Source organism: Alkalicoccus luteus, assembly GCF_052061695.1.
GTDB lineage: Bacteria > Bacillota > Bacilli > Bacillales > Salisediminibacteriaceae > Alkalicoccus > Alkalicoccus luteus.
On record NZ_JBPZEY010000006.1, the window covers coordinates 190,354 to 206,901 of the forward strand.

Here is a 16,548-nt window from a genome sequence, read left to right on the forward strand (position 1 = left end):
AGTTTATAGTATAGATTTAGCACTCGGGTTATAAGAGTGCTAACAGGAGGGGTGCAGTATGTTGACGGAACGCCAGCTGTCAATCCTGAAGGCGATTGTGGATGATTATGTAACCAATGCAGAGCCTGTTGGATCCCGTACGATCTCAAAGCGGAGCGATATGTCGTTCAGCCCCGCTACAATACGTAACGAAATGTCGGATTTGGAAGAAATGGGATTTTTAGAGAAACCGCACAGTTCAGCCGGCAGAATTCCTTCACAAAAAGGCTACCGGTACTATGTAGATCATCTGCTTTCACCAGCACAGCTGTCATTGAGAGATATGCAGGACATCCGTTCGCAGCTGGCTGTGAAGTTTCATGAATCGGAGCAGATTATTCAGCATTCAGCTAAGATTTTGTCTCAGCTTACCTCTTATACATCAATTGTATTAGGTCCTGAAGTTTTCGAATCAAAGCTGAAGCAAATTCAAATGATCCCGATTTCCAACGATCAGGCCGTATGCATCATCGTGACAGATTCCGGACACGTTGAAAATCAGACTGTTCAGTTTCCTGAAACTGTTGAAGCAGCTGACGTTGAAAAAGTCGTAAATATCCTTAATGAAAAACTGCAGGGAGTTCCGATCTATCAGCTGCAAAGCAGACTCTCTCAGGAGATTTCTTCAGTGCTTAAGCAGCATGTCAACCGCTATGAAACAATGTATACCGCCCTGCGCGATGTATTTGCCGAGCAAAAGCAGGAAAAGGTTTATTACGGCGGAAAGACAAACATTCTGAGCCAGCCTGAGTTTCACGATGTTAAGCGTGTGCGCGCTATTTTAAATTTGTTTGAGGAAGATTCGTTAATTTCCAGGCAGATTCGCACGGATAACACCGGCTTAACAATCAGGATCGGAGAAGAGAACGACTTTAAACCGTTTGACGATCTCAGTCTTGTTACCGCGACCTATACGCTTGGCGGCAAGTATATCGGCACGCTTGGGATATTAGGTCCGACACGGATGGAATACCCGAGGGTCATCAGCCTGCTTAATCATTTTTCAAAAGACATGAGCAAGCTGCTCGACCGCAATAACGAATAAGCATTCAATTTACTAAAGGAGGTGAACGCAGTGTCAAACGAAGAAAAGGAAGAACTGCGCGATGAAAGCAAGGAAACGGAAGCCTCAGAGCAGGCAGAAACAAACGAAGCAGAGGCAGCACCTGAAGAGGAGGCCCCTGTTGAAATGGATGAGCACAGTCGTGAACTGGAAGAGATGCAGGATAAGCTGCTTCGTCTCCAGGCCGATTATGATAATTTCCGGCGCCGTACGAAGCAGGAAAAAGAGGCGGCGGCGAAATATAAATCTCAGAAACTGGCAGACAGCCTGCTTCCGGCGCTTGATAATTTTGAGCGTGCACTGATGATGGAGCCGGAATCTGATGAGGCAAAAAATCTGCTGCAAGGAATGCAGATGGTGTATCGCCAGCTGGAGGAAGCCCTTCAATCCGAGCACATCCAAGTGATGGAGACGGTGGGACAACCATTTGATCCTCATAAGCACGAAGCCGTGATGCAGGTGGAAACAGATGAATTTGATTCAAATATTATCGTAGAAGAACTCCAAAAAGGCTACATGCTTCACGATAAAGTGATTCGACCAGCTATGGTAAAAGTAAACGCATAAGAAGATAACCTGTTTAGGAGGAATTTACATGAGTAAAGTAATCGGAATAGATTTAGGTACAACAAACTCCTGCGTTGCTGTTATGGAAGGCGGCGAGGCAACGGTCATTACAAACGCAGAAGGTTCCCGTACAACACCGTCAGTAGTTTCCTTTAAAGACGGAGAGCGTCAAGTCGGGGAAGTAGCTAAGCGTCAAATGATCACAAACCCTGATACGGTTACGTCCATTAAGCGTCACATGGGCACAGACTATAAAGTAACGGCTGAAGGGAAAGAATTCACGCCGCAGGAAATCTCAGCGATTACGCTTCAGAAGCTGAAAGCGGACGCAGAAGCTTATCTGGGTGAAAAAGTAACCAAAGCTGTTATCACAGTCCCTGCTTACTTTAATGACTCCCAGCGTCAGGCAACGAAAGATGCCGGTAAAATTGCTGGACTTGAAGTAGAGCGAATTGTGAACGAGCCGACAGCAGCTGCACTTGCATACGGTCTTGAAAAAGAAGAGGATCAGACTATTCTTGTATACGACTTAGGCGGTGGAACGTTTGACGTATCGATCCTTGAGCTTGGAGATGGATTCTTTGAGGTAAAATCAACTTCCGGCGACAATAAGCTTGGCGGGGACGATTTTGACCAGGTTATCATCGATCACCTCGTAAACGAGTTTAAGAAAGAAAACGGCATTGACCTAAGTCAGGATAAAATGGCCCTTCAGCGTTTGAAAGATGCAGCGGAAAAAGCGAAGAAGGACCTTTCCGGTGTGTCTCAAACGCAGATCAGCCTGCCATTTATTACAGCAGATCAGTCCGGACCAAAGCACCTTGAACTGACGCTTACCCGTGCTAAATTTGAAGAGCTTTCTTCACAGCTTGTGGAGCGTACAATGGGACCTACCCGCCAGGCGCTCAAAGATGCGGACCTCTCTGCAAGTGAAATCGATAAGGTTGTGCTTGTAGGCGGCTCTACACGGATTCCGGCTGTACAGGAAGCGATTAAACAGATCACTGGAAAAGATCCGCATAAAGGCGTAAATCCGGATGAAGTTGTTGCGCTTGGCGCTGCAATCCAGGCCGGTGTTCTGACAGGAGATGTAAAGGACGTTGTACTGCTTGACGTCACACCACTCTCCCTCGGCATCGAAACGATGGGCGGCGTATTTACGAAACTGATTGAGCGCAATACAACGATTCCAACGTCAAAAGCTCAAACATTCTCAACTGCTGCAGACAACCAGCCTTCTGTAGATATTCACGTGCTGCAGGGTGAGCGGGAGATGGCCGCAGACAACAAAACGCTTGGCCGCTTCCAGCTGACAGATATCCCGCCGGCACCACGCGGTGTTCCGCAGATCGAAGTGAAGTTTGATATCGACGCCAACGGTATTGTAAACGTAAACGCAAAAGATCTCGGCACGAATAAAGAACAGTCAATCACCATCACATCCAGCTCCGGACTTTCTGATGAAGAAGTTGAGCAGATGGTGAAGGATGCGGAGGAAAACGCAGAAGCCGATAAGAAGCGCCGTGAAGAAGTAGATCTCCGCAACGAAGCTGATCAGCTCGTATTCTCTACAGAAAAGACACTGACAGACCTAGGGGAAAACGTAGAAGCTTCTGAAAAAGAAAAAGCGGAAGCTGCAAAAGATAAGCTGAAACAAGCGCTTGAAGGGGAAGACCTTGAAGCGATTCGTACAGCAAAAGACGAACTGCAGGAAATCGTAACCCAGCTGACAACGAAGCTGTATGAGCAGGCTGCTCAGCAGCAGCAGGAGCAGGGCGGCGAGCAGGAAGCAGGCCAGGACAGCGATGATGTCGTTGATGCAGAATACGAAGAAGTAGACGAAGACAAGAAAGATCAGTAACAGCAGGAGAAAAGTCAAAGTCAGGGGAACCTGTCTTTGACTTTTTTCACGCCGTCTCTTCTTTACGGACCAGAGGCCAGATGATAACATATTCGTTATGGATAAAAATCAGGAGTGGTAGACTATGAGCAAGCGTGATTTCTATGATGTTTTAGGAGTGGACAAGGGTGCTGATGAAGCAGACATAAAAAAAGCTTACAGAAAGCTGGCACGTCAGTATCACCCCGATGTAAACAAGGAAGCAGATGCAGAAGAAAAGTTTAAAGAAGTAAAAGAGGCGTACGATACGCTTAGCGACTCGAATAAGCGTGCGCACTACGATCAGTTTGGCCATACTGATCCCAACCAAGGATTTGGCGGAGCAGGAGGCGGAGACTTCGGGGGATTCAGCGACATTTTCGATATGTTTTTCGGCGGCGGTGGCAGAAGAAGAGATCCAAATGCGCCACGCCAAGGATCTGATCTGCAGTATACGATGACGCTGGAATTCCGCGAGGCAGTCTTCGGCAAAGAAACCGATATCGAGATTCCTCGTGAAGAGCCTTGCCAGACGTGCGATGGTTCGGGAGCAAAGCCGGGAACGAGTCCGGAAACATGTTCAAAGTGCGGCGGCGCAGGCCAGCTGAACGTAGAGCAGAATACGCCGTTTGGACGAGTTGTTAATCGCCGGGTATGTGACAATTGCAGCGGAACGGGCCAGCAGATTAAAGATAAGTGCCGCACGTGTGGCGGGGCTGGAAAAGTGAAAAAACGCAAGAAAATTCACATTAAAATTCCGGCAGGTGTAGATACCGGCCAGCAGATTCGCGTAGCAGGCCAAGGAGAACCCGGAATCAACGGAGGACCGGCAGGAGACCTTTATGTCGTCTTTAACGTAAAGGAACATGAGTTTTTCCAGCGTGATGGTGATGATATTTTCTGTGAAATGCCAATTACGTTCGTACAGTCAGCTCTTGGTGATGAAATTGAAGTGCCGACCCTTGAAGGGAAGGTCAAGCTGAAAGTTCCGGCTGGAACACAGACTGGCACACACTTCAGACTGCGTGGCAAAGGCGTTCCAAACGTACGGGGTGCAGGACAGGGAGATCAGCACATTCAAGTGAAAATTATTACACCAAAAAAACTGAGCGACCGCCAAAGAGAGCTTCTGCGGGAATTTGCCGAGGAAAGCGGTACAATTGCACCAGATGAACAAAGTGAGAATTTCTTTGCGAAAGTGAAGCGCGCTTTCAAAAATTTCGGCTGATGGAATGCCGCTACAGGGAGATGGAGCTATGAAATGGGCAGAAATCAGCGTCCATACGACACAGGAAGCAGTAGAACCGGTCAGCCATATTTTGCACGAAGCGGGAGCGGGCGGCGTCGTTATCGAAGACAAAGCCGATTTTTTCAAAGAACGCAAACCGGTATTCGGAGAGCTTTTTGAGCTCTCTGAAGCCGACTATCCGGAACAGGGTGTCCTGTTAAAAGCTTATTTACCGGTGAACAGCTTTCTGGGAGATGCTGTCGAAGAGATCCGTCAGTCTGTCATCCGCCTGACAGATTTTGGGATCGATACAGGCAGCGGTGTTGTAACGCTGAATGAAGTGGATGAAGAAGAATGGGCTACAGCCTGGAAAAAATATTACAAGCCGGTAAAAGTAGGGGCTTCTATTACGATTGCTCCAAGCTGGGAAAACTATAAGCCCGTCCAGAAAAACGAAATTGTTGTAGAGCTGGATCCGGGTATGGCATTTGGTACAGGTACGCATCCGACAACCGTTCTTTGCATTCAAGCGTTGGAAAAGCACATCAAGCAGGGCAGACGAGTACTCGACGTCGGCACAGGTTCTGGTGTGCTTGCTGTTACCGCTGCAAAGCTCGGGGCTGGCTCAGTAGATGCCGTTGATCTTGATGAAGTGGCTGTCAAAGCAGCTGATGAAAATGTTCGTCATAATCACGTGGAGCACGCGGTATCTGTGAGACAAGCAAATCTTCTTGCTGAAAGCACAGGTACATATGACCTAATTGCAGCAAATATTCTTGCCGAAGTCATTACGACGATGACAGAGGATGCCTGGAAAGCACTGCAGCCGGGCGGTGTGTTTATCACCTCCGGCATCATTCAGGCGAAAAAAGAGCTCGTGAAGCAATCCTTGCACCATGCAGGCTTTTCCATTCTGGAGACGACAGAAATGGAAGACTGGGTGTCGTTTACGGCAAAGAAGCCGGAGGCCGATTAATGCAGCGCTATTTTTTGGAAGCAAAGCTTGTTCAGGACCAGCCAGTCGTTTTTGATAAGGAAAGTGACCGTCACATCCGAGCGGTTATGCGGATGCAGAGCGGCGATGAAGTGATCGTTTGTGCAGAAGGAAACTGTTATCGAGCGAAACTGAACGAAGGAGAACCTCTCCGAGCAACTATTCTCGAAAAAGAAGAGGTGGACCGGGAGCTCCCGCTTCAGGTGACAGTCGCTCAAGCGCTAATTAAAGCAGACAAGCTTGAGGTTGTGCTGCAAAAAGGAACAGAGCTCGGTGCTGCTGCTTTTCAGCCTTTTCAGGCAGAGCGCTCTGTCGTAAAGCTCGACCAAAAGAAAGAAGCAAAAAAGCTGCTTAGATGGAAAAAAATCGTCAAGGAGGCGGCCGAACAATCAGCTAGAAGGATCCTGCCGGAGGTAAACGATTCTGCTTCCGCTGCTCAGCTGGTGCAACGTTTCGAAGCGTTTGACCTCGTGATAGCAGCATACGAGGAGCGGGCGAAAACGGGAGAAGAGCGTGCGTTCTTTGATGCGGTAAAGGAACTTAAGCCGGGACAATCCGTTTTAGTAATCGTCGGGCCTGAAGGTGGCTTTTCACCGGAGGAAGCAGACATGCTTGAAGACAGCGGAGCGGTTCTTTGCGGACTCGGACCTAGAATTTTGAGGGCAGAGACAGCGCCGCTCTATATGCTGTCGGCGCTCTCCTATCATATTGAACTATCGAGGTGAACAACATGAGCAAGGTTGCGTTTCATACCTTAGGGTGTAAAGTAAATCACTATGAGACAGAAGCTATCTGGCAGCTTTTTAAGCAGGAAGAGTATGAGAAAGTGGAGTTTCACGATCGGGCAGATGTGTACGTTATTAATACTTGTACGGTAACAAATACAGGGGATAAAAAAAGCAGACAGGTGATCCGGAGAGCAGTCCGCCGGAATCCGGACGCGGTTATTTGTGTGACCGGCTGCTATGCCCAAACGTCACCAGCCGAGATAATGGCGATCCCAGGGGTCGATATTGTTGTCGGTACACAGGACCGTCACAAAATGCTCCCTTACATTGAACAGTTTCGTAAAGAGCGGGAGCCGATCAATGGTGTAGGGAACATTATGAAAACCCGTGTTTACGAAGAGCTTGATGTACCGGCCTTTACTGACCGCACACGGGCTTCACTAAAAATCCAGGAAGGCTGTAATAACTTCTGCACGTTTTGCATCATTCCGTGGGCCAGAGGACTGCTCCGTTCCCGTAAGCCGGAAGATGTCATGAAGCAGGCGCATCAGCTGGTCGAAGCAGGCTATAAAGAAATTGTGCTGACTGGCATCCATACAGGTGGCTACGGAGAGGATATGAAGGATTACAGTCTTGCCCGCCTGCTCGGGGAGCTTGAGCAGGTAGCAGGATTGAAACGAATCCGCATTTCCTCTATTGAGGCAAGCCAGATTACAGATGACGTTATAAAGGTGATTGATCGCTCGGATAAGATCGTTCGCCATCTGCATGTGCCCATGCAGTCAGGATCAGATACTGTACTGAAGCGGATGCGCCGAAAATATACGATGGCGTTTTACAAAGAGCGTGTGGACCGGTTAAAGGAAGCTCTTCCAGGGCTTGCAGTGACGTCCGATGTTATAGTCGGCTTTCCTGGTGAAACCGACAGCGAATTTCAGGAGACGTTTGATTCTGTTCGTGAAATCGGCTTCTCCGAGCTTCATGTTTTTCCTTACTCCAAGCGTACAGGCACACCAGCTGCCCGTATGACAGACCAGGTTGCGGATGATGTGAAGCATACAAGAGTCAAACAGCTGATCCATTTGTCCGATCAGCAGGCAAAAGAATATGCGTCAACTTTTGAAGGAACCGTCCTTGAAATGATTCCGGAAGAAGCGGATAATGACAAACCAAATCTGCTCGTAGGATACACCGATAACTATCTTCGCGTTAAAGTAGAGCTGGATGAATCTTACATTGGAAGCATAATTAAAGTAAAACTGGATAAAGCAGGATATCCATACAATGAAGGAACGTTTGTCAAAGTTGCCGACGCTGCAGGTACAAAATCACGCCAGCCGGAACAAATCGGGCATTGACCGTGAATCCTTAATCCTATATAATCGAACCATACATGCCCGTGCGCATGTCTTATTGGTTGTCCGGAGGGAGGGATATAGAATGGCAGAAACACGCGTTCGTAAGAATGAAAATCTCGATGCTGCTCTTCGTCGTTTCAAGAAAACGATGTCTAAAGAAGGGACTCTGGCAGAGGTGCGTAAACGTAAGCACTATGAGAAGCCAAGTATTCGCCGTAAAAAGAAATCAGAAGCAGCTAGAAAACGCAAATTCTAAGGAGAGACGGCCTCATGACTGCTCCAGTAGTTGAAAAGCTTCAGCAGGATATGAAACAGGCAATGCGCGATAAGGATAAGATTCGTCTTTCTGTTATCCGTTCCGTACGCGGAGCGATGCAGAATGAAGCGATTGGACTTGGGCGCGAGCTCTCTGAAGAAGAAGCACTCACGGTATTGAACCGTGAATTGAAACAACGGCGGGAATCCCTCCAGGAATTCGATAAGGCAGACAGAAGTGATCTGGTTGAGAAAATGAACAGTGAGATCTCGGTCCTGCAGGACTACTTGCCGGAACAACTTTCCGAGCAGGAAGTCAAAGACATGGTTGCCAAAACAGTTGAGGAAACGGGTGCGTCTTCCAAGGCTGATATGGGCATGGTCATGGGTGCAGTGATGCCGAAGGTGAAAGGCCGCGCAGACGGCACTCTCGTTCGTCAAATTGTCCAAGAACAACTTCAATAAACCTTTTGCCGTCAAGGCGCAGTCTCTGTGAGAGACTGCGCCTTTTTGCTTTTCCACATCATGTATAACGGATTTATTCATGCATAAAGGCTTTCCTGGGTGCTTGAAAGCAGCAGGATGGCAGGAGCAGGCTTTAATCACAATTGGCTGATGAAAGGCTGATCATCTGACAAATTTCAGGAATAAGTTAAACATAGGACGGGTAAAGGAAATCAGAAAGAGGAGGGATAGCATGTCAAAAGAACAATATTTCGTTATCTGGAGGAGCGGCACCGATGTCGAACTATCTCCAATGCTTCCAGACACTCAGCTGATCCACTATGAAGTACTGCTTGACCGGGAGTCGAAAGCGGACTTGGAGTCCAAGCTGGCTGAAGTCCAGGACGGCGACGTCATGCCGGAACATATTTTTGTTTCGCCATTTGACGAGACCCGGGATGAAAAAGATAAGATTGAGCTTGGTGATGATGAAGATAATTTGTTCCATAAAATATACACGTACGGATCGGAGACAACCAGGAAAAGACTTGAAGAAATGTACAATCAAAACTGACGGCAGTTTCGACCCAAATCAGGGCCCGCGTTATGTAGACGTGCGGTCCTGCTTTTTTGATTTTAATACGCCCAAAGATGGATCACCTGTATGCATAAAGATGCTCTTTTGAAAGAGGGAGGGATCAGGAAATGTTAAGAAGCAAGATATAATGAAAAAATGTGAGGGCGTGAAACTTTCCGGGGTGCCAGTACGTAAGATATACTGTATGTAGAACCTCATGGAAGGAGGCCGGTGCTGTGAAAAACTGGAGAATGCTCCTATACTCAATCCTTCTGACAGCTGGTGTGCTGCTGCTCATCTTCCCTGTATCATCAGCTCAGGAACAAGGCAGCGGAGAGACTGTTTACTTTGTTCCAGTTGAAGAAACCGTTGAGCGGGGGCTGCAGGCTTTTATGAAACGTGCTGTTGAATCTGCAGAAGAACAGGGCGTCGATCACATAGTGTTTGAACTGAACACTCCGGGAGGGCGGGTGGATGCCGCCGGAGAGATCGCAAGGACTATTCGGGAGACCGAGATTCCGACTACAGCATTTGTCGTAAGAGAGGCAATGTCAGCCGGAGCATATATTTCGCTGAATGCCGATGAGATCGTTATGCAGCCTGGTACAGAAATGGGCTCAGCGCAGGTCATAGATGGAACAGGAAGCGCTGCTGATGATAAAGCTCAGTCTGCCTGGCTTGCGAACATGCGGTCTGCAGCCGAGCTCAATGATCGCGATCCGGTTTATGCACTCGCGATGGCAGATCCGTCGATTGAAATCGAGGAGCTGAATCTCGGCGAGGGAGAGCTGCTTACGCTTACAGCATCTGAAGCTGAGTCAGTAGGATATGCAGAAGCTGTGGTTAATGACCGGGAAGCACTTCTGGAATACCTGAACATGGAAAATGCACAAGTTGAAGAATTTGAGCTTAGTGCAGCTGAGCAGATTGCCCGAATTGTCACCCATCCAATTGTCATTCCGATTTTGTTGTCCGTCGGCTCACTCGGACTTATTTTGGAACTTTATTCTCCAGGATTTGGAATCCCGGGCATCATGGGAGCCTCCGCTTTGTTCCTGTTCTTTTTCGGCCACACGGTGGCTGGCTTTGCAGGATGGGAAGCGATGATTTTATTTATCGTAGGAGCTGGACTTCTTGCCCTCGAGGTTTTTTCTCCGAGCTTTGGAATTTTTGGGATTCTGGGTCTCGGAGCAATTCTTACCAGTTTGATTCTGAGTTCGTTTTCAACGTTTTATATTATCGTGTCCTTCGTAATTGCAATTATTGTAACGATCGCAGGAATGCTCGTGCTTATGAAGTACATTGATCGGGCTGGCCCGATGAAACGTGTTGTGCTTCAGGATGCAACAACGACGGAACTTGGATATATTTCCAATGAAACGAGAAACGAACTGGAAGGACAGACCGGCACGACTCTCACAGTGCTCCGGCCTTCCGGAAGTGCCATGATTGGCGAGGAACGCCTTGACGTGGTATCCGAGGGAGGCTATATTGAACAAGGAAGGAAAATAAAGGTCATTGCTGTTTCTGGTTCCCGGGTAGTAGTTCGGGACATTTCCGGCAGTGAGACTGATTAATTGAAGGAGGAAGATGTACATGGCAGACCAGATAGGAATTTATATCGTCATCGGGGTCATACTCGTCGGTGTCGTAATCCTGTTTACGTTCGTACCTGTCGCACTATGGATTTCAGCATGGGCAGCAGGAGTCAAAGTCGGTATTTTCCAGCTTGTAGGGATGAGACTCCGCCGGGTTATCCCGCACCGAGTCGTCAACCCGCTGATCAAAGCAGTAAAAGCAGGGCTTGATATCAGCACGAACAAGCTGGAGGGGCACTATCTCGCAGGGGGAAACGTAGACCGCGTTGTTAACGCTTTGATTGCTGCCCAGCGCGCCAATATTGAGTTGACGTTTGAACGATGCGCAGCGATTGACCTTGCAGGCCGTGACGTGCTCGAAGCAGTTCAGATGAGCGTTAATCCAAAGGTTATTGAAACACCATTTATCGCCGGTGTAGCAATGGATGGTATTGAAGTGAAGGCAAAAGCCCGAATCACGGTCCGAGCCAACATTGACCGTCTCGTCGGTGGTGCCGGAGAAGACACGGTTATCGCCCGAGTCGGTGAAGGGATTGTTTCCACTATTGGTTCTGCAAAAAACCATGCAGAAGTGCTTGAAAACCCGGATATGATTTCTCAGACTGTTCTTAAGAAAGGTCTGGATGCCGGAACAGCATTTGAAATCCTCTCGATTGATATTGCTGATATTGATATCGGTAAAAACATCGGTGCAGGACTTCAGACGGACCAGGCTGAAGCGGATAAAAAGATTGCCCAGGCCAAGGCGGAAGAGCGCCGTGCTATGGCAGTCGCGCAGGAGCAGGAAATGAAAGCCCGCGTAGAAGAAATGCGCGCGAAGGTTGTAGAAGCAGAGGCGGAAGTACCGCTTGCAATGTCCGAAGCACTTCGCCAGGGCAACCTCGGCGTGATGGACTACCTCAACTTTAACAACGTGAAAGCAGATACCGACATGCGCGACTCCATCGGCAAAGCGACTGGCGATGGACCGGAGGATGAGGAGACTACGGAAACCCATCCTAAGCGCTGATGCCGCAGGGAGGAGCGATGATGATGCTCAGTTTTATCAATTTGCTGTTTGAATCTCCGCTCCTGCTGTTCTTCATTCTCGCTGCTATCTTCAGCTTCATTCAGTCCAGGTCCGGACAGAAGCAGGAGGAGAATTCGCAGCCGCGTGTTCCTGAACAAAGGCAGGAGCAGTCGGACAGGGAAGCTTCTGAAAAGGAGTTTGACTGGCGGGATATCCTGTTTGAAACAGAAGAAAAACAGGAAGAGAAGCAGCCGCAGAGGCAGGAGAAGGCACAAACAGATTCACCGGCTCAAACGGAAATGGAAAAGCATTATGAGCAGCTTCGCAAAAAACAGAGGCAGGCAGAAAAATCGGCCTCGAAGCTGCAGAAGTCTCCAATCGTCAAGAAGGATATTACTGCTACCGCAGAGCAGAAGGTTACGATTGATTTCAACAATATGACGAAACAGGATGTTGTGAAAGGGATCGTCTGGGCGGAAGTTCTCGGCAAGCCAAAAGCTGCCGCTGGACGTAATCGTAACAGACGCATGACCCGGTAATAGCACAAAAGGGCTGTTCCTCCAGGCATAATTGCACTGGGTGGGGCAGCCCTTTTTCCTCCTTTAACGTGTGACGAAACCTTAACGCATCCAGCGCACTAAGGGGCCGACTGCGGAATAGCTTCAATCCCTCAAGCATCGACTGCCAGAAAACGGACATATTATGTTGGCAGCAGGTTACAGTAGTGGTAAAGTGAAATCAGGCGCAGCGTCACGTGCCAAACACAGTATGCAGCAGGGAGACTGATGACATATATGAACCGTACAATTGCGATACCAGCGCAGGACGCAAATGAAGTCCAGGCGCTTTTTGGACCAAATGATAAACACCTGGAAAGACTTGAAGATGCATTTCGAGCAGAGCTTGTCACGCGGGGGCAGGAGATTTCTGTTGATACGAGCGAAGCAAACGCAGACAAGATCGAAAAGATCCTGTTGACGCTGCTTCAGCTGATCCGCCGTGGAATTCGAATCACCGAACGGGACGTCGTGTATGCGGCCCAGCTGTCAGAAAAAGACCTGCTGGGAGAGATGCTCGATCTTTATAATGATCAAATCACGGTGACAGCTAAAGGAAAGCCGATTCTTGCTAAAACACTTGGCCAGCGCCACTACGTGTCTGCTATCAGAAAAAACGATATTGTTTTTGGTATCGGTCCGGCCGGTACAGGGAAGACCTATCTAGCTGTGGTGCTTGCTGTCCATGCCTTAAAAGAAGGGCAGGTTAAAAAAATTGTACTGACGAGGCCGGCTGTGGAGGCCGGAGAAAGCCTCGGTTTTTTACCTGGCGATTTAAAGGAAAAGGTGGATCCGTACCTGCGGCCGCTTTACGACGCGCTGCATGATCTGTTTGGCACGGAGCATACGGCCCGCCTCTTGGAACGCGGTACAATTGAGATAGCACCTCTTGCTTATATGAGAGGCCGGACGCTCGATGATGCATTTGTTATTTTGGACGAAGCTCAGAATACAACAAAAGAGCAGATGAAAATGTTTTTAACAAGACTTGGTTTCGGCTCGAAAATGGTTGTAACCGGTGATCTTACACAGATTGACCTGCCGAAAGGAAAATTATCCGGGCTGAAGGAATCTCTGCGGATTTTAACGCGCGTTAAAGGACTTTCCTTTATCTATTTACAGCCTGCAGACGTAGTCCGCCATTCCCTTGTTCAGCGGATGATTGAAGCATATGACGATGATGAGGACCGCGGATAAGACCGGCAAAACAGGAGGAAAGACATGATGGGACGATCATCTATTGAGCAGCATCCAATCTGGAATAAACTAAAGCGGCACCGATACATCCGTTTTGCATTGTTTGTGCTGCTCGGATTGATCCTGTATGTCATGCTGGTACCAAATGTGTTAACCGAGGATTTCGATCTTGAGCCCGGAAGTGTCTCCGGTCAGGATGTGCGGTCTCCGGTGACAATTGAGAACAAAGAAGAAACGGAGCGGCTGCAGCAGGAAGCTGCGGACAGCGTTGAGCCGGTATATTCGTTGAAGCCGAGATACGCCGATAACCAAATGGAGCGGGTTCAGGATGTTTTTCAATCTGTTCGGCTGGTGCAGCTCGAAGTACGTGGGCAGGCAGGAGAATTAAGCAGTCCTGGAGATGAAGAAGGTGGAACTGAAGAGCAGGAAGTCTGGACGATGGACGAACAGACAGTTGAGCTGAGAGATCGCCTTTCGCCTGAAATAGAAGAACAGATGAGCGACGGCTCCCTGGTTACGCTGCTGGAATCAGATGCAGAAGAGCTCCAGACTGCTGAAGAAGCTACCACGAGTGCAGTATTTGATGTTATGACGGATGAAGTAGCACTTGATGAAGTGAACGAGGCGCGGGATCGGGCAGAACAAAGAGTCAGGGCTGCCGCACTTCGCGCTGAACTGTCTGATGCGCTCGCGGAATTATCGAGAAGCGGCATCACTGCAAACTATATGATCGATGAGGATGCGACAGCTGAAGCCAGAAATTCAGCAGAAGATCTTGTTGAACCTGTTCTGATTCGTGAAGGCCAGCTTCTCGCAGAAGAGGGACAAGTGATCACTGCGGAAATATATGAACAGATGGCGCTTGCAGGTCTGACGGAAGAAACCTCAGACCTGCCCCCTCTAGCTGGTCTTGGTCTGGTTATTTTCTTCCTTGTTTGGATGTTGGCCATTTACCTGCGGGAGGCGAGAACTCCACTGCGCGAGAACAATACGCTCTTACTGCTTTTTCTACTGCTCACAATGGTCACCCTTGCCGTTATGAAAAGTGTCAGTCTGCTTCAGCCGCTGGAAATAACCGGATTACCCTATCTTGTGCCGGCTGCGTTAGGAACGATTCTTACAGCGGTACTGATTCAGGCACGCGTTGCCGTGTTTATGAGTTTTTTTCTGGCGGTAGCAACTTCTATTATGTTCAATCAAAATACGACGCAGACGTTTGAATTCGGCGTTGGACTGTTTGTCTTTTTCAGCTCTCTTTCAGGCGTATTTTTTCTGGATAAGACTGCGCGAACGAAAAAACTGCTGAAAACAGGATCGTGGATTGCGCTTGTTAACACTGGTGTGGTCATCAGTATACTGCTCATTAAAAATCAGCCTTTTGTATGGAGCGAATATGCGCTTTACGCAGCTGCAGCAGCTCTTGGAGGCTATGTGGCAGTCGTACTGGCCGCTGGACTGCTTCCATTTTTTGAAACAGGATTTGGGGTTTTGACCCCTGCAAAGCTGATTGAACTGTCAAATCCGAATAACGCTTTGCTTCGGAAAATTCTGCTTGAAACGCCGGGAACCTACCACCACAGTGTAGTAGTTGCCAATTTAGCCGAAAGTGCCTGTGAATCGATTGGAGCAGACGGTCTGCTTGCGAGAGTCGGCGCTTATTATCATGACCTCGGCAAAACGAAACGGCCGCAGTTTTTTATTGAAAATCAAATGAGAATTGCCAATCCTCATGACAAGCTTCCACCGGAGAAAAGTGCGGAAATTATCATTGCCCACCCTTATGACGGAGCTGCTATGCTTCGTGAAGAGAGGCTCCCAAAAGAAATTATTGATATTGCGGAACAGCATCACGGAACCACGCTTTTAAAGTATTTCTACGTGAAGGCGAAAGAAAAAGACGGCAGTGTGACGGAGTCCTCGTACCGGTATCCGGGACCAAAGGCAGCCTCAAAAGAAAGTGCCATTGTCGGTATAGCTGACAGTGTGGAAGCTGCGGTACGCTCGATGCAGGCGCCGACGTACGAAAAGATGGAGGGGCTGGTGCGTGCGATTATTAAAGACCGGCTCAACGATGGACAGTTTGATGACTGCGATTTAACGCTTAAGGAGCTGCATGCCGTTCACGCATCGATATGTGAAACGCTAAAAGGAACGTTCCATTCGCGGATCGACTATCCTGATGAGAAGGAGCTTAAAAAGACAGGAGGGGATTAAGCATGAGCTGGACCATCGATATCTATGATGAAACGAATAAATTGAATGACGAATTGCTAAAGACGCTTGAAAATGTATTGGAAACAGCATGCAGCAGTGAAAATGTTCCAGAGGAAGCAGAGCTGTCGGTGACATTTACCGGAGACGACCAAATTCGAAAGCTGAATCGGGAGTTCCGCGATAAAGATACCGCCACAGACGTTCTATCTTTTCCAATGGAAGAGGAAGAGGCATTTTTTCCGGAAGATATGCCGCTGATGCTTGGCGATATCATTATATCGGTAGACACAGCCGTTCGTCAGGCAGAGGAATATGGACACAGCCTGGAGAGAGAAATTTGCTTCCTCGCCGTTCACGGCTTTCTGCACCTGAATGGCTATGTTCACGATACAGAGCAAGCAGAGCAGCAGATGATCGACAAGCAAAAGGATATTCTCCATCAGCATGGCATCCAAAAACAATAGTCCATTTATTTCTCTCAACAGGCTTAAGCAGAGCTTCCGGTACGCTGCAGCCGGGATCCGCTATACGTGGCGTCACGAACAGAATTTCCGGATACACACTACGGCAGCGGTGCTCGTTTTCATCGCGGCCCAGCTGCTCAGCGTTCCTCTGCTTGAGCAGGCGGTTTTAGCCGCTGCGATTGGAGCCGTGCTCTGTCTTGAGCTGCTTAATACATCGATTGAACACATCACCGATTTAATTGTTCAGACATATGACGAACGAGCTAAAATTATAAAAGATACAGCAGCCGGAGCAGTACTCGTATTTTCCTGTACTGCTGCGCTGATCGGATGTTTGATTTTCATACCAAAAATAGCAGAACTTGTTTTGCAGTGAG

General features: G+C 48.4%; 17 protein-coding genes. All 17 read left to right on the forward strand.

Going from position 1 to position 16,548, the window contains the following annotated elements; all coding sequences use genetic code 11:
* Positions 1 to 58: 58 nt before the first annotated feature.
* Positions 59 to 1,084, forward strand: coding sequence for a heat-inducible transcriptional repressor HrcA (gene hrcA, locus ACSZLD_RS10150; protein WP_444685104.1), 1,026 nt, complete (start codon positions 59 to 61; stop codon positions 1,082 to 1,084).
* 30 nt (positions 1,085 to 1,114) lie between these two features.
* The gene (gene grpE, locus ACSZLD_RS10155; RefSeq protein ID WP_377910761.1) at positions 1,115 to 1,669 is read left to right on the forward strand and encodes a nucleotide exchange factor GrpE; all 555 of its coding nucleotides are present in this window, start codon (positions 1,115 to 1,117) and stop codon (positions 1,667 to 1,669) included.
* A gap of 28 nt (positions 1,670 to 1,697) precedes the next feature.
* Positions 1,698 to 3,530 carry a molecular chaperone DnaK gene (dnaK, locus tag ACSZLD_RS10160; protein WP_377910760.1) on the forward strand — a complete coding sequence of 611 codons (1,833 nt, stop codon included), beginning with the start codon at positions 1,698 to 1,700 and terminating at the stop codon, positions 3,528 to 3,530.
* Between the two features lie 124 nt (positions 3,531 to 3,654).
* The gene (gene dnaJ, locus ACSZLD_RS10165) at positions 3,655 to 4,776 is read left to right on the forward strand and encodes a molecular chaperone DnaJ (protein ID WP_377910759.1); all 1,122 of its coding nucleotides are present in this window, start codon (positions 3,655 to 3,657) and stop codon (positions 4,774 to 4,776) included.
* A gap of 28 nt (positions 4,777 to 4,804) precedes the next feature.
* On the forward strand, positions 4,805 to 5,752 hold the full coding sequence (gene prmA, locus ACSZLD_RS10170; RefSeq protein ID WP_377910758.1) for a 50S ribosomal protein L11 methyltransferase: 948 nt from the start codon (positions 4,805 to 4,807) through the stop codon (positions 5,750 to 5,752).
* Entirely contained in the window at positions 5,752 to 6,495 is a 744-nt protein-coding gene (locus tag ACSZLD_RS10175) for a 16S rRNA (uracil(1498)-N(3))-methyltransferase (protein WP_444685105.1), read from the forward strand. Before prmA ends, ACSZLD_RS10175 begins: the two co-directional genes overlap by 1 nt.
* A gap of 5 nt (positions 6,496 to 6,500) precedes the next feature.
* Entirely contained in the window at positions 6,501 to 7,856 is a 1,356-nt protein-coding gene (gene mtaB, locus ACSZLD_RS10180; protein ID WP_377910756.1) for a tRNA (N(6)-L-threonylcarbamoyladenosine(37)-C(2))-methylthiotransferase MtaB, read from the forward strand.
* 82 nt (positions 7,857 to 7,938) lie between these two features.
* Positions 7,939 to 8,112 (forward strand): 30S ribosomal protein S21, encoded by a 174-nt coding sequence (gene rpsU, locus ACSZLD_RS10185; protein ID WP_377910755.1) that lies wholly within the window; start codon positions 7,939 to 7,941, stop codon positions 8,110 to 8,112.
* 14 nt (positions 8,113 to 8,126) lie between these two features.
* Positions 8,127 to 8,576: a GatB/YqeY domain-containing protein gene (locus ACSZLD_RS10190; protein ID WP_377910754.1), complete on the forward strand. Its 450-nt coding sequence runs from the start codon at positions 8,127 to 8,129 to the stop codon at positions 8,574 to 8,576.
* Positions 8,577 to 8,808: 232 nt separating this feature from the next.
* Positions 8,809 to 9,129, forward strand: coding sequence for a hypothetical protein (locus ACSZLD_RS10195; protein WP_377910753.1), 321 nt, complete (start codon positions 8,809 to 8,811; stop codon positions 9,127 to 9,129).
* A gap of 239 nt (positions 9,130 to 9,368) precedes the next feature.
* Positions 9,369 to 10,709 (forward strand): NfeD family protein, encoded by a 1,341-nt coding sequence (locus ACSZLD_RS10200; protein WP_444685106.1) that lies wholly within the window; start codon positions 9,369 to 9,371, stop codon positions 10,707 to 10,709.
* A gap of 19 nt (positions 10,710 to 10,728) precedes the next feature.
* Complete coding sequence (floA, locus tag ACSZLD_RS10205; protein WP_377910751.1) at positions 10,729 to 11,739, forward strand: flotillin-like protein FloA; 1,011 nt, start codon at positions 10,729 to 10,731, stop codon at positions 11,737 to 11,739.
* 20 nt (positions 11,740 to 11,759) lie between these two features.
* Positions 11,760 to 12,278 (forward strand): YqfB family membrane protein, encoded by a 519-nt coding sequence (locus ACSZLD_RS10210; RefSeq protein WP_377910750.1) that lies wholly within the window; start codon positions 11,760 to 11,762, stop codon positions 12,276 to 12,278.
* Positions 12,279 to 12,524: 246 nt separating this feature from the next.
* Positions 12,525 to 13,493 (forward strand): PhoH family protein, encoded by a 969-nt coding sequence (locus ACSZLD_RS10215; RefSeq protein WP_377910749.1) that lies wholly within the window; start codon positions 12,525 to 12,527, stop codon positions 13,491 to 13,493.
* 24 nt (positions 13,494 to 13,517) lie between these two features.
* Complete coding sequence (locus tag ACSZLD_RS10220) at positions 13,518 to 15,707, forward strand: HD family phosphohydrolase (RefSeq protein WP_444685107.1); 2,190 nt, start codon at positions 13,518 to 13,520, stop codon at positions 15,705 to 15,707.
* 2 nt (positions 15,708 to 15,709) lie between these two features.
* On the forward strand, positions 15,710 to 16,171 hold the full coding sequence (ybeY, locus tag ACSZLD_RS10225) for an rRNA maturation RNase YbeY (RefSeq protein ID WP_377910747.1): 462 nt from the start codon (positions 15,710 to 15,712) through the stop codon (positions 16,169 to 16,171).
* Entirely contained in the window at positions 16,152 to 16,547 is a 396-nt protein-coding gene (locus tag ACSZLD_RS10230) for a diacylglycerol kinase family protein (RefSeq protein ID WP_377910746.1), read from the forward strand. The genes ybeY and ACSZLD_RS10230 overlap by 20 nt, the downstream gene beginning before the upstream one ends.
* The last annotated feature ends 1 nt before the right edge of the window (position 16,548 follow it).